Origin of the sequence: Citrobacter sp. W9 (assembly GCF_026719375.1) — a bacterium.
Classification (GTDB): Bacteria; Pseudomonadota; Gammaproteobacteria; order Enterobacterales; family Enterobacteriaceae; genus Citrobacter; species Citrobacter werkmanii.
This window is the reverse complement of sequence record NZ_JAPPTE010000006.1, coordinates 197,550-219,775: the sequence shown is the minus strand read 5'-3', so window position 1 is coordinate 219,775 and position 22,226 is coordinate 197,550. Positions and strand designations below refer to the sequence as shown.

The window sequence follows — 22,226 nt, the reverse complement described above, 5'->3', positions numbered from 1 at the left end:
AAAACCCGTAACGTAATCACCGTGCAAAAGCATCGACACGATACGCTGACTAATTCCAGAATATCCAGGAAAACTCCAGGTATTCAGAGCCAGTGTCTACGCAAGCTCCCCTTTTACTAAGGGAACAAAACGTACGGCCTCCACGGTATCAATAATAAATTCGCCTCCCCGACGACGCACCCGCTTCAGGAACTGGTGCTCATCGCCCACGGGTAAGACGAGAATACCGCCTTCATCCAGCTGCATCATCAGCGCAGTTGGGATCTCCGGCGGTGCTGCCGTTACAATGATAGCGTCAAACGGGGCTCGCGCTTGCCAGCCCTGCCATCCATCACCGTGACGGGTAGAAACATTGTGTAAATCCAGCTGCTTCAGGCGACGACGCGCCTGCCATTGCAGGCCTTTAATACGCTCAACGGAGCATACATGCTGCACCAGATGCGCCAGAATCGCCGTCTGGTAGCCGGAGCCAGTGCCAATTTCCAGCACCCGCGATTGCGGCGTTAGCTCAAGCAGCTCAGTCATGCGTGCAACCATATAAGGCTGCGAAATCGTCTGCCCTTGACCAATCGGCAAGGCAATATTGTCCCAGGCCTTATGTTCAAACGCCTCATCAATGAATTTCTCACGCGGCACGGCGGCGAGTGCATCCAGGACATGCTCATCTCGGATGCCCTGCGCACGTAATTGTTCAAGAAGAGTATGTACGCGTCTGCTTACCATTGCGTGTCGACTCCCACGCTGTCCAACCAGCTCGAAACCACCTCATGCGCGCCGTAGGCGGTTAAATCGACATGCAGCGGCGTGATGGAAACATAGCCTTCATCGACGGCGGCAAAATCGGTATCCGGCCCGGCGTCGCATTTTTCCCCCGGCGGCCCAATCCAGTACAACGTATTTCCGCGCGGATCCTGCTGTGGAATAACCTGATCCGCCGGATGGCGGCTGCCGCAGCGGGTGACGCGGATGCCTTTAATCTGATCCAGCGGTAGATCCGGAACGTTGATATTTAAAATACGCCCGGTGCGCAGCGGTTCACGACTCAGCGCCCGTAAGATACGACAGGTTACTGCCGCAGCAGTATCGTAGTGCTTATGGCCATCAAGCGAGACAGCCAGCGCAGGGAACCCAAGGTGACGACCTTCCATTGCCGCCGCAACGGTACCGGAATAGATGACATCATCCCCGAGATTAGGACCTGCGTTAATACCAGAAACGACAATGTCCGGACGCGGACGCATTAACGCGTTCACGCCCAGATAGACGCAGTCGGTGGGCGTACCCATTTGTACGGCGATATCGCCGTTATCATAGGTAAACGTGCGAAGTGAAGATTCCAGCGTCAGCGAGTTAGACGCGCCACTGCGGTTACGATCCGGGGCAACCACCTGTACGTCAGCAAACTCACGCAGGGCTTTCGCCAGCGTTTGTATACCGGGTGCATGGACCCCATCATCGTTACTCAGCAATATACGCATAATCACCCATTGTGTTAATAAGTTCCCTTACTACACTGGTGGCGAAGCTACCTGCCGGTAGCCAGAAGCGTAACTCAACGGTTACGTCATCCCACCAGTTCCAGCTTAATTGTTGTGGATACAGCAACATAGCGCGTCGCGATGCCTCGACTTTCTCGCGCAATAGTAGAGACTGCAGCACGGTTTCATCCGCAACAGCGCTTTCTTCAAACACCAGCGCGTCGCGCTGAGTTCCCCACTCACCGCTACCCGGTAATGCCGCTGTAATCATCAATTCTTTGTCATCGACGCGCCGCTGTAATTCAGTCTGTTCTTCCTGCGTGGCGACAAACCAGCTTCCGCGTCCCGACAATTGTAGCGCATCGCCGTCAACAACTTGATTAAAGTCTGTTTTTTTCAAGCGTTCACTGACGATCTGATTAAACAACGCGCTACGGGCCGCCGACAACCAAAAACTGCGTTTATTGCGATCGCGCACCGGCGCATCGCTTTGCGCCCAGCGCAGCGCCCCTTGCAGGTTGCTGCCGCCGATCCCAAAACGCTGAGCGCCAAAATAGTTCGGTACGCCGCGCTCGCTAATCGCCTGTAATCGCGCTTCAACATCATTTCGCTCGCTCACTTCACGCAGCACCAGCGTAAATTCGTTGCCTTTCAGCGCCCCTAAACGCAGCTTACGCTTGTGGCGCGCGTACTCCAGCACTTTACAGCCTTCGAGCTCAAATTTGCTTAAATCAGGCATTACATTGCCCGGCACGCGCGCGCACAGCCACTGTTCCGTGACCGCATGCTTATCTTTTTGCCCGGCAAAGCTCACTTCACGGGCGTGAATTTTCAGGAACTTCGCCAGCGCATCAGCGACAAAACGGGTATTGCAGCCGTTTTTCAGGATGCGCACCAAAATGTGCTCGCCTTCGCCATCCGGTTCGAAGCCTAAATCTTCGACGACGACAAAGTCTTCCGGATTGGCTTTCAGGACGCCATGGCCCAGTGGTTTACCATGAAGATATGTCAGATTTTCAAACGCAGTCATTTCGTTGCCTTAATGAGTAACGCCACCGCTTCACAGGCAATCCCTTCCCCACGCCCGGTGAAACCGAGTTTTTCCGTGGTGGTCGCTTTCACGTTAACATCATCCATATGGCAGCCAAGATCTTCGGCAATAAATACGCGCATTTGCGGAATGTGCGGCAGCATCTTCGGCGCCTGAGCAATAATCGTCACATCCACATTACCAAGCGTATAGCCTTTCGCCTGAATACGCCGCCAGGCTTCACGCAATAATTCGCGGCTATCTGCACCTTTAAAGGCCGGGTCGGTATCCGGGAAGAGTTTACCGATGTCACCCAGCGCCGCCGCGCCCAGCAAGGCATCGGTTAGCGCATGTAACGCCACATCACCATCAGAATGCGCCAGCAGTCCTTTTTCATACGGGATGCGCACGCCGCCAATGATAATTGGGCCAACGCCGCCAAAAGCGTGTACGTCAAAACCGTGTCCGATTCGCATTATGCATTCTCCAAATGGATTGTTCGGGAGAGATAAAACTCCGCCAGCGCCAGGTCTTCCGGGCGGGTGACTTTGATGTTGTCAGCGCGTCCTTCGACCAGTTGCGGATGAAAACCGCAATATTCCAGCGCCGAAGCTTCGTCCGTAATGGTTGCGCCTTCGTTGAGCGCACGGCTCAGGCAGTCATGCAACAGCTCGCGAGGGAAAAACTGCGGCGTTAACGCATGCCATAAGTCGGTACGATCGACCGTATGGGCAATGTCTGTGCGGCCCGGTTCAGCGCGTTTCATCGTATCGCGTACGGGTGCCGCCAGGATCCCGCCAGTGCGGCTGGTTTCACTGATTTCCAGCAAACGTGCTAAGTCATCCTGATGCAGACACGGACGCGCGGCGTCATGCACCAGCACCCAACGCGCATCTCCTGCGGCTTGCAAACCGGCAAGGACAGAATCGGCACGTTCGTTGCCGCCATCCACTACGGTAATTTGCGGATGCGCGGCAAGTGGAAGTTGGGCAAAGCGGCTGTCGCCTGGGCTGATAGCGATGACGACTCGCGTCACCCGGGGATGGGCCAGTAGCGCATCAACCGAGTGTTCAAGAATGGTTTTATTGCCAATTGAGAGGTACTGCTTAGGACACTCTGTTTGCATTCGGCGGCCAAATCCGGCAGCCGGCACCACGGCGCAAACGTCCAATAAAGTGGCTGCCATGTTAGATCCCTGGACGATTTATCGATTGTTTTGCCCTGCAGTCTGGGCGCGTTTAGACGCGTCAGGCACCAGACGATAAAAAGTTTCGCCCGGCTTAGTCATGCTGAGTTCGTTGCGCGCGCGCTCCTCAATGGCCTCTTGTCCGCCATTGAGATCGTCAATTTCGGCAAAGAGCTGATCGTTACGCGCTTTAAGTTTCGCGTTTGTAGCCTGCTGCGCAGCAACATCATCGTTGACGCGACTATAGTCATGTATGCCGTTCTTACCGAACCACAGCGAATACTGTAGCCAGACTAATAAAGCCAGCAACAGCAGCGTAAGTTTACCCATCCTGCCCCCTGAAAAACGGCATTAACATCCCATAACTTCCGTAGACGACTTTACATCAACGGACGGGAATGCCGCGACAACGCGGGCAAATGTACCACATTTGCCCGTTGTTACGTATACCCCGTGTAAGGAGAACATAATCTCATTGTTGGTTACGGTTTGAATTATGACCAGACAGTGAACGACATCGGCGATCGTTTAAAACGCACTTAGCCTAGCCCAAAAGCCAAAAGAATAGCGCGCTAAACATTCCACCCACCACCAGTAGGGTGCTGGTAATGCTCAGCAGCAGCTTTCCTTTTAACAGCGAGTGCAGGGCAATACCCGCCACAATCGCCACGGGCAGCAACGCGAGGAAGAAAGGCCAGGTATAAAGGAAGAAAAACAGTGTGTTAGGGCCATACATCAGACATGGTAACCCCAGCGCCAGCAGCCACGCTACAAAACCGACCACGGCCCCTGGTAGGGACCAGGTGGTTTCGTCGTCGGTAGCGAAGGTCTCTGACTCTGTAATAGTAATGTTATGGCTGTTACGCATATCTAATCCTGTGACCGTGACTGACCGGGCATGTAAGCTCGGGTGTCTCAGGATCTGATAATATCTCCCTGCCTCAGCAGGTCTAATAATTGGGGAACCAAATTTGTTACCAATTGTTCACCATCCAGATGAATCTCTGGCGATTCAGGCGCTTCGTATACCGAATCAATTCCGGTGAAATTGCGCAACTCCCCCGACCTGGCTTTTTTATACAGCCCTTTTGGGTCGCGCGCTTCGCACGTTGCTAATGGCGTATCGACAAAAACCTCAATAAAACGCCCTGCGCCAACGCGCTCGCGGACCATTTTTCGCTCGGCGCGATGCGGAGAGATAAAGGCGGTCAGAACTACCAGACCGGCATCCACCATCAGGTTAGCCACCTCGCCAACCCGACGGATATTCTCCTTACGATCGGCATCGCTAAACCCCAGATCGCTGCACAGGCCGTGACGCACGTTATCGCCATCCAGCAGATAAGTGCTGACGCCCAGCTTGTGCAACGCTTCTTCCAGCGCTCCCGCTACCGTAGATTTACCGGAGCCAGACAGTCCGGTAAACCACAGCACAACACCACGGTGACCGTGGCGTTGCTCCCGCTGTTGCGGTGTAACAGGATGGGCATGCCAGACGACGTTTTCGTCATGCAACGCCATTATTTGCCTCCCAGCAGATCGCGCGCACCCCAGTGTGGGAAGTGGCGACGCACCAGCGCATTCAGCTCCAGTTCAAACGCGCTGAACTGAGAAGCGGCGGCCTGCTCCTGGATGATAGGCTCACGCACCAACCCCGCGCCGACGGTGACGTTAGTCAGGCGGTCAATGATAATCAACCCACCCGTAACCGGGTTCTGCTGATAGGTATCCAACACCAGCGGTTCATCAAACGTCAGATTAACCAGACCAATGCCGTTCAGCGGTAACGCGTCGACCTCACGCTGGGTCAGGTTGTTAATATCGACCTGGTACTGCACGGTATCCACGCGCGCGCGGGTCTTCTTGCCGGCAACTTTGATGTCGTAGCTCTGCCCCGGCGACAGCGGCTGTTCCGCCATCCACACCACATCAACGGCAGCACTTTGTACCGCTGGCAACGCTTCACCTGCATCCAGCAGCAGATCGCCCCGGCTGATATCAATCTCATCTTTCAGCACCAGGGTGATCGCTTCACCGGCATGCGCTTGCTGTAAATCACCATCAAAGGTAACGATCCGCGCCACGCTCGACTCAACGCCGGACGGTAACACCTTGACGCGTTGTCCTACCTGCACGCGACCGGAGGCCAGCGTTCCGGCATAACCACGAAAATCCAGATTTGGTCGGTTCACATACTGCACCGGGAAACGCATCGGCTGGGTATCGACAATGCGCTGGATCTCAACGGTTTCCAGCACTTCGAGCAGCGTCGGGCCGCTGTACCATGGCATGCTGACGCTTGGCGAAGCCACGTTATCGCCTTCCAGCGCGGAGAGCGGCACAAAACGGATATCCAGGTTGCCCGGCAGTTGTTCAGCAAACGTGAGATAGTCTTCGCGGATGCGGTTAAATGTCTCTTCGCTAAAGCTCACCAGATCCATTTTGTTGATCGCTACCACCAGGTGCTTGATCCCAAGCAGCGTGGAGATAAAGCTGTGACGACGGGTCTGATCGAGCACGCCTTTACGCGCATCGATCAACAGGATCGCCAGGTCGCAGGTCGACGCACCGGTCGCCATGTTGCGGGTGTACTGTTCGTGACCGGGGGTATCCGCAATAATAAATTTTCGCTTCTCGGTGGAGAAATAACGATAAGCCACGTCGATGGTGATGCCCTGCTCGCGCTCGGCCTGCAAGCCGTCAACCAATAGCGCCAGATCGAGTTTTTCGCCTTGGGTGCCGTGGCGTTTACTGTCGTTATGCAGCGATGAGAGCTGATCTTCATAGATCTGCCGGGTATCATGCAGCAAGCGACCAATCAGGGTACTTTTCCCGTCATCCACGCTACCGCAGGTTAAAAAACGCAGCAGGCTTTTGTGTTGCTGAGCAACCATCCAGGCTTCAACGCCGCCTTCATTAGCAATTTGTTGTGCAAGTGTCGTATTCATGGCGGCTCCTTAGAAATACCCCTGACGTTTCTTCAGCTCCATGGAGCCCGCCTGGTCGCGGTCAATCACGCGGCCCTGACGTTCACTGGTGGTTGAGACCAGCATCTCTTCAATAATTTCCGGCAGCGTCTGCGCGTTAGACTCCACCGCGCCGGTCAGCGGCCAGCAGCCAAGCGTGCGGAAACGCACCATGCGCTTTTTAATCACTTCGCCGGGTTGCAGATCGATTCTGTCGTCATCAATCATCATCAGCATGCCATCACGCTCCAGCACCGGACGCTCAGCCGCCAGGTACAAAGGTACGATGTCGATATTTTCCAACCAGATGTACTGCCAGATATCCTGTTCGGTCCAGTTAGAGAGCGGGAATACGCGAATGCTTTCGCCTTTGTTAATTTGTCCGTTGTAGTTGTGCCACAGTTCCGGACGCTGATTTTTCGGGTCCCAGCGATGGAAGCGATCGCGGAAGGAGTAAATGCGCTCTTTGGCGCGCGATTTCTCCTCATCACGGCGTGCGCCGCCGAACGCGGCGTCAAAACCGTATTTGTTCAGCGCCTGCTTAAGCCCTTCGGTTTTCATAATATCGGTATGCTTAGCGCTGCCGTGGACAAAGGGGTTGATGCCCATCGCCACCCCTTCCGGGTTTTTATGCACCAGCAGTTCGCAGCCGTAGGCTTTCGCCGTACGGTCACGAAATTCATACATCTCGCTAAATTTCCAACCGGTATCAACGTGCAGCAAGGGGAACGGCAGCGTGCCAGGATAAAACGCTTTGCGCGCCAGATGCAGCATTACGCTGGAATCTTTGCCGATGGAATACATCATCACCGGATTAGAAAACTCGGCGGCCACCTCACGAATGATATGGATGCTTTCCGCTTCCAGTTGCCGCAGGTGGGTAAGTCGTTTTTGATCCATAACCGTTCCTATGTAATGCCGTTATTTTGCTAACGATGCTCAGATAACCTGACTATAGGGAGGGCAAGGAGGCGAATGAAATTACGAATTGGAATGAGTAGTTCCTCAAAGGAATAACGATCTGGAAAAGCAAATATCAAAAAGTGCTTAAGCCACCGGATTTCGGGCATTTAGGAGCAAATGAAATTGTTTTACCGCGATCACGGTTTCATACTAGCGGCTAAAAATTTCTGCTTGGTATTTAAGGACTCACTATGTTTTCCGCATTGCGCCACCTGACTACCGCCCTGGCGCTCGGCGCGTGCTTTATCCTTCCCGCACAGGCAACATCTTCGAAGCCCGGAGATATCGCAAATACCCAGGCACGCTACATCGCCACATTCTTCCCAGGCCGTGTGACGGGTTCTCCGGCAGAAATGTTATCTGCTGATTATATACGTCAGCAATTTCAGCAGATGGGCTATAGCAGTGATATTCGGACGTTTAACAGCCGCTATATTTATACCGCCAAAGATAATCGTAAAAACTGGCATAACGTAACGGGCAGTACCGTCATTGCAGCCCATGAAGGCAAAGCGCCACAGCAGATTATTATCATGGCGCACCTCGACACCTACGCTGCGCAAAGCGACGCCGATTCCGATGCCAATCTGGGTGGATTAACCCTACAGGGTATCGACGACAACGCCGCAGGGGTGGGCGTGATGCTGGAGCTGGCTGAACGACTCAAAAATGTGCCGACGCAGTACGGTATTCGCTTTATCGCCACCAGCGGTGAAGAGGAAGGCAAACTCGGCGCAGAGAACATCCTTAAGCGAATGAGCGCCGCCGAGAAGAAAAATACGCTGCTGGTTATCAACCTCGATAACCTGATCGTTGGCGATAAGCTCTATTTCAACAGCGGGAAAAGAACCCCGGAAGCCGTACGAAAACTGACGCGCGACCGGGCGCTGGTCATCGCACGCAGCCGCGGTATTGTCGCCAGCACCAACCCCGGACTGAACAAAGACTATCCGAAAGGTACCGGCTGCTGTAACGACGCAGAGGTGTTCGATAACGCGGGAATTGCCGTCCTTTCCGTTGAAGCGACCAACTGGAACCTGGGCAAGAAAGATGGCTATCAACAACGCGCCAAAAGCCCTTCATTCCCGGATGGCAACAGCTGGCACGATGTGCGTCTGGATAACCAACAGCATATCGATAAAGCGTTACCTGGGCGAATCGAACACCGCAGCCGCGACGTGGTACGCATCATGCTGCCGCTGGTAAAAGAGCTGGCGAAGGCAGGGTAATCCTGAAAAAAAGAGCCTCGGTAATGCATAACGCTTACCGAGGCTCATATTACCCTTCGTGCAGCCCGCACTCGCGCTTCAAGCCGAAGAAGCGCGTCTCTTCTTCCGCCATGCCCGGCTCCCATTTGCGGGTGGTATGCGTATCGCCCACCGACAGATAGCCCTGGTCCCACAGCGGGTGATATTTCAGCCCGTGCTTTTGCAGATACTGGTAAACGGTACGGTTATCCCAGTCGATGATCGGCAGCACTTTAAACACGCCGCGCTGAATTGCCAGTACCGGCAAATGCGCCCGGCTGCCTGACTGCTCGCGGCGCAGGCCCGCAAACCAGGTCTGTGCTTTCAGCTCTTTTAGCGCCCGGTTCATCGGCTCGACTTTGTTGATGTCATTGTATTTCTCAATGCCTTCAACGCCCTGCTCCCACAGTTTGCCATAGCGTGCTTCCTGCCAGGCAGCACTCTCCTTCGCCCGATAGACTTGCAGATTCAGCCTGAGTTTGTCCGTTAACTCGTCAATAAACTGGTAGGTTTCCGGGAACAGATAGCCGGTATCGGTCAGAATTACCGGGATATCCGGGCGGATCTGATTCACCAGATGCAGGCTTACTGCGGCCTGAATACCAAAGCTGGAAGAGAGCACGTATTCTCCCGGCAAATTCTCCAGTGCCCACGCCACGCGGCCTTCGGCGTCCAGCTTTTCCAGTTGGCTGTTAGTTTCCGCCAGCGCCATAACGCGTTCAACTTTCGGCAGGTCGTTCAATGCGTGTAGATCAAGTACGGACATGATTACCTCATCTTATGCCTGATAGCGCTACGCTTATCAGGCCTACAAAACCGTCGTGTCACCAGGCAAAGGGAACTTATTCCCAGAAATCACGTGCTGGATCGAGCACCGGGCGAATGATGCCCGCACGCACCGTAAAATCGCCGAAGCCTTCACCCGCTTCGCGCTCTTTCGCCCAGCGCCCAACCAGTTCGTCAATGGAATCGAGAATTTCCGCTTCCGTAATGTTTTCGCGATACATGCGTGGAATACGTGTTCCCATGCGGTTGCCGCCCAGATGCACGTTGTAACGCCCCGGGGCTTTGCCCACCAGACCCAGCTCCGCCAGCATCGCGCGGCCACAGCCGTTCGGGCAGCCGGTCACGCGCATCACGATATGCTCGTCAGGAATGCCGTGTTTTTCCAGAATCGCTTCCACTTTGTCCGTAAACGACGGCAGGAAACGCTCGGCCTCCGCCATCGCCAGCGGACAGGTCGGGAACGACACGCAGGCCATCGAGTTTTCACGCTGCGGTTTCACCGCATTCATCAACCCGTGGTCGCGCGCCAATTTCTCGATCTTCGCTTTCTGGCTTTCCGGCACGCTGGCAATAATCAGGTTCTGGTTAGCGGTGATGCGGAAATCGCCTTTGTGGATCTTCGCGATCTCCAGTAAACCGGTTTTCAGCGGGCGTCCAGGATAATCCAGGATACGACCGTTTTCGATAAACAGCGTCAGGTGCCAGTTGTTGTCGATCCCTTTCACCCAACCGATGCGATCGCCACGACCGGTAAATTCATACGGGCGGATCGGCTCAAACTTGATCCCCGCGCGACGCTCAACCTCTTCCTTAAAGGTGTCGATACCGACGCGCTCCAGGGTATATTTGGTTTTCGCGTTTTTACGGTCGGTACGGTTACCCCAGTCACGCTGGGTCGTCACCACCGCTTCGGCCACGGCCAGGGTATGCTCCAGCGGCAGGAAGCCGAACTCGCTTGCCGTACGCGCATAGGTTTTCTTATTACCGTGCTCAATAGACAGACCGCCGCCAACCAGCAGGTTAAAGCCCACCAGCTTGCCGTTTTCAGCAATCGCCACGAAGTTCATGTCGTTGGCGTGCAGATCGATATCATTCTGCGGCGGGATCACCACCGTGGTTTTGAATTTACGCGGCAGATAGGTTGCGCCGAGGATCGGTTCTTCGTCGGTGGTCGCGACCTTCTCCTGATCGAGCCAGATCTCCGCATAGGCGCGGGTACGCGGCAGCAGATGTTCAGAGATCTTTTTCGCCCACTCGTAGGCCTCGGCGTGCAGCTCGGACTCATACGGGTTGGAGGTGCACAGCACGTTACGGTTCATGTCGTTGGCGGTCGCCAGCGCGTCCAGCCCGACGGAGTGCAACATCTGATGCACCGGCTTGACGTTCTTCTTCAGAATGCCGTGGAACTGGAAGGTCTGACGGTTGGTCAGACGGATGCTGCCGTAAATCGTGTTGTCAGCGGCGAATTTATCGATGGCCTTCCACTGGGTGGTGGTGATCACCCCGCCCGGCAGACGACAGCGCAGCAACATCGCATGGCGCGGCTCCAGCTTCTGCTCGGCGCGCTCGGCGCGAATGTCGCGGTCATCCTGCTGGTACATGCCGTGGAAACGGATCAGCAGGAAATTATCGCCGTGAAAACCGCCGGTCAGACCGTCATTCAGGTCTTCCGCGATGGTGCCGCGCAGGAAATTACTTTCACGCTTCATGCGCTCGGCGTCAGTCAGTTTGCCTTCGACCACTAAAGGCCCTGGGTATTTTTCGCTCATTAGTAGACATCTCGCTGATAACGGCGCTCAACGCGCAGCTCACTTAAAAATTCATCCGCCGCTTCGATGTCCATTGCACCGAACTCAGCAATCACTTCCAGCAATGCTTTTTCGACATCTGCGGCCATGCGCCTGGCGTCGCCGCAGACATAAATGTGGGCACCGTCATTAATCCAGCGCCACAGCTCCGCGCCCTGTTCGCGCAGTTTGTCTTGTACGTAGATTTTTTCTTTTTGATCGCGGGACCAGGCCAGATCGATACGGTTCAGCACGCCTTCTTTCACGTAGCGCTGCCATTCGACCTGATAGAGGAAATCTTCGGTGAAGTGCGGGTTGCCGAAGAACAGCCAGTTCTTACCTTCCGCACCGTCGGCGGCGCGCTGCTGCATAAAGGCGCGGAACGGCGCGATACCGGTGCCCGGACCAATCATAATCACCGGGGTCTGCGGGTTCGCCGGCAGGCGGAAGTTGTCGTTGTGCTCAATGAACACGCGCACTTCGCCCTCTTCTTCCACGCGGTCGGCGAGGAAGCTGGAAGCACCACCGGCGCGGGCACGACCTTCGATGTCGTAACGCACGACGCCGACGGTCACGTGGACTTCGCTTTCAACTTCCGCCTGCGCGGAGGCGATAGAATAGAGACGCGGCGTCAGTGGACGCAGCAGGCCGATTAATGCTTCGGCATCAAGCTGTGCCGGGGAGAAACGCACCATATCGACGATTGGCGTGGTAGCCGCATACTGCTGAAGCTGGGCTTTATCGCCCACCAGCGGCAGCAGCGATTCACTGCGCGTCAGCGTGGCGTAGTTTTCCACGATATTCGCGGTGTTGACCGTCAGCTCAAAATGCCACTCCAGCGCTTCGGCCAGCGGCAGGGTTTTGCCATCAACCGTGACCGGTTCATCCCCTTTCAGCCACAGCAGTTCTACCAGCTCTTTGACCAAAGCCGGATCGTTCTGATACCACACGCCCAGCGCGTCACCCGGCTGATAACGCAGGCCGGAATCACCGAGATCGATTTCGATATGGCGGACGTCTTTTTCCGAGTTACGACCGGTAATTTTCTGGTTCACCGACAAGGACGCCGTCAGCGGCGCTTCTTTGGTGTAGGGGCTGGTATGTACTTCATTTACCGCACCGCTCGCTGCAACCTGTACAGACGGTGCTGCAGGCGCACGCGCTTTCAGTACATCAACCAACCGGGCGCGCCACTGCGCGGCAGCGGCCTGATATTCGACGTCGGCATCGACGCGATCGAGCAGACGTTCACCGCCAAGCTCAGCCAGCTTGCTGTCGAAATCTTTACCGGCCTGACAGAAAAATTCGTAAGAGGTATCGCCGAGAGCAAACACGGCGAAAGCGGTGTTATCGAGTTTCGGCGCTTTTTTCGAGAACAGGAATTTATGTAACGCCACAGCTTCTTCCGCTGGTTCTCCTTCTCCCTGAGTCGATGCCACCACAACCAGCAACTTTTCATTGGCGATTTGTTTGAATTTGTAGTCGCCGGCATTGATCAGAGTGACATTGAGCTTCGCGGCAATCAGATCATCGCGCAGGGCTTCCGCCACACGACGCGCATTGCCGGTTTGCGAGGCGGAGATAAGCGTAATCCCCGGCATTTCGGCAACAGGCGCAGGAGCCGCTGCATTCGCCCCCGGCTGCTGATTCAGCACGCCCCAAAAATAACCAGAAACCCACGCAAGCTGCGCGGGAGTGAAATCGGTCGTGGCCGCCTGAAGGCGAGCCAGTTGCTCCGGGTTTAGCGGTAGCAGAGCGGAAGGTGGGGCCTGTGTCGTCATGCGTTGTCATGTTCCAGTAAGCAAAGCTGTTTTTCGTGCCCAAATGGCACCAAAAAAAGAAATGAAAATACTCTAAATAATTCGAGTTGCATGAAGGCGGCAAGTGAACGAATCCCAGGAGCTTACTGAAGTAAGTGACTGGGATAAGAGAGTGAAGCCAACACACATGCAGCTCGAAGTATGACGAGTATTAGGTTAACGGCGGGCATAGTAACAATTAAAGAAGGGATAGAAATAACAAATAACCAAATGAACTAACCTGTTTTAGTTATAGTTATTAACAGCGAAATCGATTTAATAAGCATTTGATATATAAATAGTTATTGAACATTATCTTTATGAATGGATTGTTCTGATACTCTGCGCCCTTTTAACTAATGATAAAATTTGCTCTTTACGGTACCCTACGGCGGTTTTTCGCATTCTTGAGAGTAAAAAATGTCCACCACCTTGTTTAAAGATTTCACCTTCGAAGCCGCTCACCGCCTGCCGCATGTACCGGAAGGGCATAAGTGTGGTCGCCTGCATGGTCACTCATTTATGGTGCGTCTTGAAATTACCGGTGAAGTCGATCCGCATACCGGTTGGATCATGGATTTCGCAGAGTTAAAGGCGGCGTTTAAGCCGACTTATGACAGACTTGATCACTACTATCTGAACGATATTCCAGGCTTAGAAAACCCAACCAGCGAAGTGCTGGCAAAATGGATTTGGGATCAGGTAAAACCGGTTATCCCTCTGCTGAGCGCAGTGATGGTAAAAGAGACCTGCACAGCGGGTTGCGTGTATCGCGGCGAGTGATTGTGACTTTGCCGGATGGCGATGCGAAGCCCACCCGGCAAAATTTATCAGGCAATATTCAGGTATTTATGGGTCTGCATCGACAGACGCCAGTTACGCGCGATACAGGTATCAATGCACAGACGCGTCGCATCTTCTTTCTGGCTGATTGGCTGTAAGGCAATGATTCGCGGCTTATCATCGCTCAACGTTGCCAGCAGTTCATCCAGCGCTTCAATATCGCGAACGCGGCCGACCGGATGTTTGATTTCATTCGCGCGCTCCAGCGCCTGTGACAGCACATCATAACCACCGCGCATATTCACCTTCGGCGATACGGTCACCCAGGTATTCGGCGTACAGCGTACTTCGTGGGTACCGCTGGTTTCAATCTGGCAGCTAAAGCCGTTCTTTTCCAGCAGGTCAGTCAGCGGCATCAGGTCATGAATGCAGGGCTCACCGCCGGTGATCACCACGTGACGGGCGGTATAGCTCTGACGCTGAATAACAGCCAGCAAATCTTCGCTGCTCGCCGCGCCCCACTTATCGCTCTCTTTCGTTTTAGCCAGGATGCTGTACAGGGAGACTTCCCGATCCTCAAGCTTATCCCAGGTGTGTTTGGTATCGCACCAGGCACAGCCAACCGGGCATCCCTGTAAACGAATAAAAATGGCGGGGACGCCGGTAAAGTAACCCTCACCTTGCAGGGTCTGGAACATCTCGTTAATCGGGTACTGCATAGCGTTCTCAATATGGGGATAAACGCTAATTATCGCAGATCCCCGCCAAAGTATCATGCCCCATCGATGCTTTACGAGGCGATCGCCGCGACAAAGCGTGCCGTTATCTGCTGCGGACGCGTGATAGCGCCTCCAACCACCACGGTATGCGCGCCTAATGCCAGGCAACGTGCGGCGCGTTCCGGGGTATCGACGTTACCTTCCGCCACAACCGGTATGGTGACCGCCGCCAACACCTCACGTAAAAAACCGCAGTCGTTTTCCGCCAGCACATGCCCGGCAGTGTCCGCAGTATAGCCATAGAGTGTAGTGCCTACGCAGTCAAAACCCAGCCGCTCGGCTGTTATCGCCTCATCGACGGTAGCGATATCCGCCATCAGCAGTACGGACGGGTAGCGGGCGCGGATTTGCGTGACCAGCTCTTCCAGCGTTTGCCCACCGGGGCGCGGTCGCGCTGTCGCATCCAGAGCAATAATTTCCGGCTCAACGGTCATCAGCTCATCCACTTCCTGCAGGGTGGCCGTGATAAATACATCGCAGCCCGGATAATCGCGCTTGATAATCCCTATTACCGGCAGGGAGACACTCTCTTTGATCGCGCGAATATCTACCACGCTGTTCGCACGGATACCTGCCGCACCGCCCTGCGCTGCCGCCAGCGCCATACGCGACATAATAAACGGGCTGTGCAGGGGTTCATTTTCCAGCGCCTGGCAGGAGACAATTAATTTACCTTTCAGGGAATCCAGTACAGTTTTCATCACGATAAGATCTCTTCGACTTCATTTTTAATGATGGTGACATGCGGGCCATAAATCACCTGAACACCGTTGCCGCGAATAATTACGCCGCGCGCTCCGGTCGCTTTCAGCGCAGCTTCATCAACCTTGCTGCTCTCTTTCACCGTCACGCGTAAGCGTGTGGCGCAACAGTCCACCTCTTCCAGATTCTCTTTGCCTCCCAGCCCGGCGATGACTGCCGCTGCGCGTTCGCTCTGAGGCAGACCGGACTCCACCTGGGCAGCGCTCTCACGCCCCGGCGTCAGCCAGTTAAAGCGGTTAATCAAATAACGGAAGGTGAAGTAGTAAAGAAAGAACCACGGCACCCCAACCAGGGGGACGTACATCCAGTTGGTTTTCGCTTCCCCCTGTAGCACGCCGAAGAGGAGGAAATCGATAAATCCCCCCGAAAAGGTTTGCCCAATAGTGATATGTAAAATATGCGCCATCATAAACGCCAGACCATCGAAGAAGGCGTGAATGACATATAACACCGGAGCCACAAACAGGAAGGAGAACTCAATAGGCTCAGTGATGCCGGTCAGGAAAGAGGTCAGAGCCGCCGATAGCAACAGTCCGGCGACAAGCTTCCTGTTCTCCGGTTTTGCCGTGTGGTACATCGCCAGGCATGCGCCAAGCAGGCCAAACATCATGGTGATAAAGCGCCCGGACATAAAGCGCGAGGTACCAGCATAAAACTGCTGCGTATTCGGATCGGCAAGTTGGGCAAAGAAAATACGCTGGGTGCCTTCGACCAGTTGACCGTTGACGATTTCGCTCCCGCCCAGCGCCGTTGTCCAGAACGGCAAATAAAAGATATGGTGTAAACCCAGTGGGCCAAGCATACGCAGAATGAAACCGTACAGTAGCGTCCCCAGATAGCCCGTCGCATCCACCAGACCGTCCAGTCCAAAAATGAGCTTCTGGAAATGCGGCCATACCACCGTCATGATCGCCCCCACCACAATCGCGGCAAGCGAGCTGATAATCGGTACAAAACGCGAACCACTGAAAAAGCCAAGAAACTGAGGGAGTGAGACTTTATTGAAACGGCTATGCAGCGCGCAGGTGACCAGACCAATCACGACCCCACCAAACACGCCCGTTTCCAGCGTCTGAATGCCCAGCGTCATTCCCTGGCCCACAGCACCTGGATTCTCGTGCGCCAGCGTTCCGTTGAGCGTTAACAAAGCATTGATGGTGGCATTCATCACCAGAAAAGCCAGCAATGCCGCAAGGCCCGCCGTGCCTTTATCCGTTTTCGCCAGTCCCACGGCAACACCAACCGCAAAAAGCACCGACAGGTTGGCAAACACGATAGAACCCGCGCTGGTCATGATCGTGAAGATTGCCTGCAGCCAGTCGACATTCAAGAAAGGGTAGGCCGTCAGCGTATTGGGATTCGACAAAGCCCCACCAATCCCCAACAACAACCCCGCTGCGGGCAATACCGCAATCGGCAGCATGAACGATTTGCCGAACCGCTGCGCTTTTTCAAACCATGCGCCTGACGAAGCGCCGCTAAATATTTGCATCATTTTTTCATCTCCCCGAACATTGATGAAAATTTTTACCATAATTAATTTTAAAAATGAAAATTACCATCAAAAACCAGGACGCCGATCATACTTTTTTAAAATGACTGGCATCTCTCCCCTGCTTTCCGCCACACTATCGGCAGAGAAACGCATTAAGGATTTTGCATGTCAGAAAATGAAAACCTGCTGCTAAGATTGCGCCAGGGCGTTGATGGATATAGTCGAACTCAACAAAAGCTGGGAGAGTTTGTGCTTAGCGATCCGGCAAGAGTGGTCTATCTGACGATTACCGAACTGGCGCGTGAAAGCGACACCAGCGAGGCGAGCGTCACGCGTCTGTGCCGTACGCTGGGGTGTAAGGGCTATAACGAATTTAAGATGGCGCTGGCACTCGATCTCCGGCAAGGAGAGCCGGTAGAGCACAGCGGTGATGAGATTGACAATGTGGTCAATGAATCCGTGCAAGCGCTGCAGGACACGGCAAAATTACTCGACAGAACATTACTGGAAGCAGCCGCTCTGGCGCTGCATCAGGCTCAGTCGGTACAAATTTATGGCGTAGCGGCCAGCGCTATTCTGGGGGAATATTTACATTACAAACTCCTGCGCCTCGGCAAACCCGCGCAATTGTTCAGCGACATGCACCGTGCTGCTATGAACGCTACAACGCTAAGCAAAGATACGCTGGTAGTGGCGATATCCAGTTCGGGATCCACGCGCGATCTGCTGCATGTCGTAAAGCTGGCGCGTAAGCAAGGCGTACGCGTACTGGCGCTAAGTAATACACCGCGTAGTCCACTGGCATCGCTGAGTGATATTCAACTGGTCGCAGCCAAACCAGAAGGTCCGTTGAGCGCCGGCGCGCTAAACGCCAAGGTGGGTGTCATGCTGTTGGTGGAACTGCTCACCACGTCGCTGATTGGACTGGATGAAAAGTACAGTGATGTGAGCCAGCAAACGGCGAGTGCGACCTTACCACTACTACTTTAAAGGCATAAAAAAACCCGCCGCAGCGGGTTTTTACGTTAAGAGTTAAAGAACAGGATTACGCCTGACCTTTGATCTCTTTACGACCGTTGTACGGAGCTTGTTCGCCCAGCGCTTCTTCGATACGAATCAGCTGGTTGTACTTAGCTACGCGGTCAGAACGGCTCATAGAACCGGTTTTGATCTGGCCTGCAGCGGTACCAACAGCCAGGTCAGCGATGGTAGCGTCTTCAGTTTCGCCAGAACGGTGAGAGATGACAGCGGTGTAGCCAGCGTCTTTCGCCATTTTGATCGCAGCCAGAGTTTCGGTCAGAGAACCGATCTGGTTGAATTTGATCAGGATGGAGTTAACGATGCCTTTTTCGATGCCTTCTTTCAGGATTTTGGTGTTGGTTACGAACAGATCGTCACCAACCAGCTGGATTTTGTCGCCCAGAACTTTAGTCTGGTATGCGAAACCGTCCCAGTCAGACTCGTCCAGACCATCTTCGATGGACACGATCGGGTACTGTTTGGTCAGTTCTTCCAGGAAGTGAGTGAATTCTTCGGAGGTGAACGCTTTGTTGCCTTCGCCAGCCAGAACGTATTTACCGTCTTTGTAGAATTCAGAAGCTGCACAGTCCATCGCCAGAGTGATGTCTTTGCCCAGCTCGTAGCCAGCTGCTTTAACCGCTTCAGCGATTACAGCCAGAGCTTCAGCGTTGGAGCCCAGGTTCGGCGCGTAGCCGCCTTCGTCACCAACTGCAGTGTTCATACCTTTAGCTTTCAGAACTTTAGCCAGGTTGTGGAACACTTCAGAACCCATACGTACGGCTTCTTTCAGAGTCTTAGCGCCAACCGGCTGAATCATGAACTCCTGGATGTCGACGTTGTTGTCAGCGTGCTCACCACCGTTGATGATGTTCATCATCGGAACCGGCATGGAGTATTTGCCCGGAGTACCGTTCAGTTCAGCGATGTGCGCATACAGCGGCAGGCCTTTAGCAGCAGCTGCTGCTTTGGCGTTCGCCAGGGACACAGCCAGGATGGCGTTTGCACCGAAGTTGGATTTGTTTTCAGTACCGTCCAGATCGATCATGATCTTGTCGATGCCAGCCTGATCTTTAGCATCTTTACCCAGCAGAGCCTGAGCAATTGGGCCGTTAACAGCTGCAACAGCTTTCAGTACGCCTTTACCCATGAAACGGGATTTGTCGCCATCGCGCAGTTCCAGTGCTTCGCGGGAACCAGTAGAAGCACCTGACGGAGCTGCTGCCATACCAACGAAACCACCTTCCAGGTGTACTTCGGCTTCAACAGTCGGGTTACCACGGGAGTCGATGATTTCACGACCGATGATTTTAACGATTTTGGACATTAGGTTTTCCTCAGTACAAGTTAAACTAAAACTCCAGACAAACAATGCACCCGAATGGGTGCATTGCCGTTCTAACTTTTTACTTCTTACTTCGCCTGACGCTTCTGATGTTCACTGGCGGCTTTCACAAAGCCGGCAAACAGCGGGTGCCCATCACGTGGCGTGGAAGTAAATTCCGGGTGGAACTGACAGGCCACGAACCACGGATGATTCGGTACCTCGATGATCTCGACCAACTGATCATCACCGGAACGGCCTGCAACACGCAGACCAGCAGCTTCAATCTGTTTCAACAGCATATTGTTGACTTCGTAGCGGTGACGGTGGCGTTCAACGATTGTCGGCGTGCCGTACAGTTGACGGACCAGGCTTTCATCGCTCAGCTGACACTGCTGCGCGCCAAGACGCATGGTGCCACCCAGATCGCTCTTCTCGGTACGGACTTCGACGTTGCCGTCTTCGTCACGCCATTCGGTAATCAGAGCCACCACCGGGTACTTACAGTCTGGCACAAATTCCGTGGAGTTGGCGTTGTCCATACCCACTACGTTACGCGCAAACTCAATCAACGCAACCTGCATACCCAGGCAAATGCCCAGATAAGGAATATTGTTCTCACGCGCAAAGCGCGCCGTCGCGATTTTACCTTCAACACCACGGTAGCCGAAGCCGCCAGGGATCAGGATAGCATCAAGACCTTTCAGGATCTCAACGCCGCGCGTTTCGACATCCTGCGAATCGATCAGCTTGATGTTGACGTTGACACGATTCTTCAGACCACCGTGTTTCAGCGCTTCAATCACTGACTTATAGGCGTCCGGCAGTTCAATATACTTGCCGACCATACCGATAGTCACTTCACCTGCCGGATTCGCTTCTTCGTAGATAACCTGTTCCCATTCTGACAGATTAGCTTCCGGACAGTTCAAGCTGAATCGTTTACAAATATAATCGTCAAGGCCCTGGGATTTCAACAGGCCCGGAATTTTATAGATGGAATCGACATCTTTCAGAGAAATCACCGCTTTTTCCGGAACGTTACAGAACAATGCAATTTTCGCACGTTCATTCGCCGGAACTGCGCGATCGGAGCGGCAGATCAGGATATCTGGCTGAATACCGATAGAAAGCAGCTCTTTTACAGAGTGCTGAGTCGGTTTCGTTTTGACTTCACCTGCCGCCGCCATGTACGGAACCAGCGTCAGATGCATAAACAGCGTGTGCTCACGGCCAATTTCTACGGCCATCTGGCGAATCGCTTCAAGGAACGGCAGAGATTCGATATCCCCAACGGTTCCGCCGATTTCGACCAGAACAACATCATGACCTTCACCGCCTTCCAGAACGCGCTCTTTAATTGCGTTGGTGATATGCGGGATAACCTGAACAGTAGCGCCCAGATAGTCGCCACGGCGTTCTTTACGCAGAACGTCAGAGTAGATACGCCCCGTGGTGAAGTTGTTGCGGCGGCTCATTTTCGTACGGATGAAACGCTCATAGTGACCCAGGTCCAGGTCGGTTTCAGCGCCGTCTTCGGTAACGAACACTTCCCCGTGTTGGATTGGGCTCATAGTACCCGGATCGACGTTGATGTACGGATCCAGTTTCATCATGGTCACGTTGAGGCCACGGGCTTCAAGAATGGCTGCGAGGGAGGCTGCGGCAATGCCTTTTCCCAGAGAGGATACGACCCCGCCGGTCACAAAAATATAGTTCGTTGTCATGCTGGACCTGAGAAGTTAGGGTGAAACGATGGAATTACCAAGACGGGAAAGTAGTATACCCGAACATGACGAGCGCCACAAACTTTCATTATCCCTCCTCTTCACCAGGCTCACATTAACATCGGGAGTGAGAAAATAGCCCCTTTGGGGTAAATGTTTTTGACGTAAATCAAGCGCTTGTTATTTAAAAAATCACACAAAACGCCCTTGACCGACGAAATCCCTTAGAGATCAATTTCCTGCCGTTTTACCTGTTGCCAGACTTCTTCCATCGTTTCCAGATCAACACCCGTCATTTCCAGACCACGAGCAGCGACAATTCGCTCAACTTCACGAAAACGTCGTTCAAATTTCTCGTTCGCTTTTTGTAACGCAGTCTCGGCTTTTGTCCCCAGATGACGAGCCATGTTGACTGTGGCAAACAGCAGATCGCCCATTTCCTCCTCCAGTTTAGCCTGGTCGACAACAGCCTGCTTTGCCTCAAACATGACTTCGTCGATCTCTTCATAAACCTTGTCGACAACCGGTCCTAATGTTTTCCAATCGAAGCCAACATTAGAGCAGCGTTTCTGGATTTTCTGGGCGCGCATTAACGCCGGTAAACTGCGGGGAATATCGTCGAGTGCGGAATGCTGTGCTTTCCCGGCGCGTTCCTCGCTTTTAATTTGCTCCCAGCGGGTTAGCACTTCAGTACTGTTGCTGGCAGAAACATCAGCGAATACATGCGGATGCCGGCGTTCAAGCTTATCGCTGATGGCGGCGCAGATATCATTGAAATCAAAACGGCCTTCTTCCTGCGCCATCTGGGCATAAAACACCACCTGGAACAGCAGGTCGCCGAGCTCTCCGCGCAGATCGTCGAAGTCTTCACGCGCAATCGCATCCAGTACTTCATAGGTTTCTTCGAGAGTGTAAGGGGCAATAGTGGCGAATGTCTGCTCTTTATCCCACGGACAACCGTTTTCCGGGTCGCGCAAACGCTGCATAATACCGAGCAGTCGATCGATTTGGTTCATGTGAAAATCCTGAAATTTCAATACGGTAGGCCGGATAAGGCGATAGCCGACATCCGGCAACATGGCAATGCCTGATGGCAA

Annotated in this window: 22 protein-coding genes; 3 read left to right on the top strand and 19 right to left on the bottom strand. The window is 53.8% G+C overall.

The genetic code is table 11. From position 1 onward, the window contains the following. Nucleotides 1–96: 96 nt before the first annotated feature. From pcm to cysD, 10 genes are all read right to left on the bottom strand, one after another. Complete coding sequence (gene pcm, locus OOJ59_RS11905; RefSeq protein ID WP_038633150.1) at nt 97–723, bottom strand: protein-L-isoaspartate O-methyltransferase; 627 nt, start codon at nt 721–723, stop codon at nt 97–99. Beyond that, nucleotides 717–1,478, bottom strand: coding sequence for a 5'/3'-nucleotidase SurE (gene surE / locus OOJ59_RS11900; protein ID WP_038633152.1), 762 nt, complete (start codon nt 1,476–1,478; stop codon nt 717–719). Before surE ends, pcm begins: the two co-directional genes overlap by 7 nt. Next, nucleotides 1,459–2,508, bottom strand: a complete 1,050-nt coding sequence (gene truD / locus OOJ59_RS11895; RefSeq protein WP_038633155.1) for a tRNA pseudouridine(13) synthase TruD — start codon at nt 2,506–2,508, stop codon at nt 1,459–1,461. Before truD ends, surE begins: the two co-directional genes overlap by 20 nt. Beyond that, nucleotides 2,505–2,984 (bottom strand): 2-C-methyl-D-erythritol 2,4-cyclodiphosphate synthase, encoded by a 480-nt coding sequence (gene ispF / locus OOJ59_RS11890; RefSeq protein WP_003034167.1) that lies wholly within the window; start codon nt 2,982–2,984, stop codon nt 2,505–2,507. Before ispF ends, truD begins: the two co-directional genes overlap by 4 nt. Then, nucleotides 2,984–3,694: a 2-C-methyl-D-erythritol 4-phosphate cytidylyltransferase gene (ispD, locus tag OOJ59_RS11885; protein WP_160955751.1), complete on the bottom strand. Its 711-nt coding sequence runs from the start codon at nt 3,692–3,694 to the stop codon at nt 2,984–2,986. Before ispD ends, ispF begins: the two co-directional genes overlap by 1 nt. A gap of 18 nt (nt 3,695–3,712) precedes the next feature. After that, nucleotides 3,713–4,024, bottom strand: a complete 312-nt coding sequence (gene ftsB, locus OOJ59_RS11880; protein ID WP_003034163.1) for a cell division protein FtsB — start codon at nt 4,022–4,024, stop codon at nt 3,713–3,715. 214 nt (nt 4,025–4,238) lie between these two features. Further along, on the bottom strand, nt 4,239–4,562 hold the full coding sequence (locus OOJ59_RS11875; protein ID WP_160955750.1) for a DUF3561 family protein: 324 nt from the start codon (nt 4,560–4,562) through the stop codon (nt 4,239–4,241). A gap of 47 nt (nt 4,563–4,609) precedes the next feature. Further along, entirely contained in the window at nt 4,610–5,215 is a 606-nt protein-coding gene (gene cysC, locus OOJ59_RS11870; RefSeq protein WP_069324554.1) for an adenylyl-sulfate kinase, read from the bottom strand. Continuing rightward, nucleotides 5,215–6,642: a sulfate adenylyltransferase subunit CysN gene (cysN, locus tag OOJ59_RS11865; RefSeq protein WP_069324553.1), complete on the bottom strand. Its 1,428-nt coding sequence runs from the start codon at nt 6,640–6,642 to the stop codon at nt 5,215–5,217. The genes cysC and cysN overlap by 1 nt, the downstream gene beginning before the upstream one ends. Nucleotides 6,643–6,651: 9 nt before the next feature. Then, nucleotides 6,652–7,560, bottom strand: coding sequence for a sulfate adenylyltransferase subunit CysD (cysD, locus tag OOJ59_RS11860; protein WP_003034152.1), 909 nt, complete (start codon nt 7,558–7,560; stop codon nt 6,652–6,654). A 254-nt stretch (nt 7,561–7,814) separates the two neighbouring features. Here cysD and OOJ59_RS11855 point away from each other — a divergent pair, with 254 nt between their 5' ends. Next, nucleotides 7,815–8,852: an aminopeptidase gene (locus tag OOJ59_RS11855; protein WP_038633171.1), complete on the top strand. Its 1,038-nt coding sequence runs from the start codon at nt 7,815–7,817 to the stop codon at nt 8,850–8,852. 49 nt (nt 8,853–8,901) lie between these two features. On the opposite strand, the gene cysH is transcribed toward OOJ59_RS11855, so the two are convergent. The 3 genes from cysH to cysJ form a co-directional block, all read right to left on the bottom strand. Continuing rightward, entirely contained in the window at nt 8,902–9,636 is a 735-nt protein-coding gene (gene cysH / locus OOJ59_RS11850) for a phosphoadenosine phosphosulfate reductase (protein ID WP_085048822.1), read from the bottom strand. A 76-nt stretch (nt 9,637–9,712) separates the two neighbouring features. Then, entirely contained in the window at nt 9,713–11,425 is a 1,713-nt protein-coding gene (cysI, locus tag OOJ59_RS11845; protein ID WP_069324551.1) for an assimilatory sulfite reductase (NADPH) hemoprotein subunit, read from the bottom strand. Then, a complete protein-coding gene (cysJ, locus tag OOJ59_RS11840) occupies nt 11,425–13,224 on the bottom strand; it encodes an NADPH-dependent assimilatory sulfite reductase flavoprotein subunit (RefSeq protein ID WP_160955749.1) in 1,800 nt (599 codons plus the stop codon). The genes cysI and cysJ overlap by 1 nt, the downstream gene beginning before the upstream one ends. Before the next feature lie 438 nt (nt 13,225–13,662). Here cysJ and queD point away from each other — a divergent pair, with 438 nt between their 5' ends. Next, entirely contained in the window at nt 13,663–14,025 is a 363-nt protein-coding gene (gene queD, locus OOJ59_RS11835; protein ID WP_160955748.1) for a 6-carboxytetrahydropterin synthase QueD, read from the top strand. 47 nt (nt 14,026–14,072) lie between these two features. Here the strand turns inward: queD and queE are convergent, their stop codons facing one another. The 3 genes from queE to OOJ59_RS11820 all read right to left on the bottom strand — a co-directional run bounded on the left by queE (nt 14,073) and on the right by OOJ59_RS11820 (nt 17,061). Beyond that, on the bottom strand, nt 14,073–14,744 hold the full coding sequence (gene queE, locus OOJ59_RS11830; RefSeq protein WP_038633185.1) for a 7-carboxy-7-deazaguanine synthase QueE: 672 nt from the start codon (nt 14,742–14,744) through the stop codon (nt 14,073–14,075). 71 nt (nt 14,745–14,815) lie between these two features. Beyond that, nucleotides 14,816–15,505 (bottom strand): N-acetylmannosamine-6-phosphate 2-epimerase, encoded by a 690-nt coding sequence (locus tag OOJ59_RS11825; RefSeq protein ID WP_085048820.1) that lies wholly within the window; start codon nt 15,503–15,505, stop codon nt 14,816–14,818. Then, complete coding sequence (locus tag OOJ59_RS11820; RefSeq protein ID WP_160955747.1) at nt 15,505–17,061, bottom strand: maltose/glucose-specific PTS transporter subunit IIC; 1,557 nt, start codon at nt 17,059–17,061, stop codon at nt 15,505–15,507. Before OOJ59_RS11820 ends, OOJ59_RS11825 begins: the two co-directional genes overlap by 1 nt. Nucleotides 17,062–17,226: 165 nt before the next feature. Between OOJ59_RS11820 and OOJ59_RS11815 the strand changes: the two genes are divergently transcribed. Next, nucleotides 17,227–18,051: a MurR/RpiR family transcriptional regulator gene (locus OOJ59_RS11815; RefSeq protein WP_087856940.1), complete on the top strand. Its 825-nt coding sequence runs from the start codon at nt 17,227–17,229 to the stop codon at nt 18,049–18,051. A gap of 55 nt (nt 18,052–18,106) precedes the next feature. Here OOJ59_RS11815 and eno read toward each other — a convergent pair whose 3' ends face one another. From eno to mazG, 3 genes are all read right to left on the bottom strand, one after another. Continuing rightward, nucleotides 18,107–19,405 carry a phosphopyruvate hydratase gene (eno, locus tag OOJ59_RS11810; RefSeq protein WP_003034129.1) on the bottom strand — a complete coding sequence of 433 codons (1,299 nt, stop codon included), beginning with the start codon at nt 19,403–19,405 and terminating at the stop codon, nt 18,107–18,109. 86 nt (nt 19,406–19,491) lie between these two features. After that, nucleotides 19,492–21,129, bottom strand: coding sequence for a glutamine hydrolyzing CTP synthase (pyrG, locus tag OOJ59_RS11805; RefSeq protein WP_160955746.1), 1,638 nt, complete (start codon nt 21,127–21,129; stop codon nt 19,492–19,494). Between the two features lie 224 nt (nt 21,130–21,353). Next, nucleotides 21,354–22,145, bottom strand: a complete 792-nt coding sequence (gene mazG / locus OOJ59_RS11800; RefSeq protein WP_085048930.1) for a nucleoside triphosphate pyrophosphohydrolase — start codon at nt 22,143–22,145, stop codon at nt 21,354–21,356. Between the last annotated feature and the right edge of the window lie 81 nt (nt 22,146–22,226).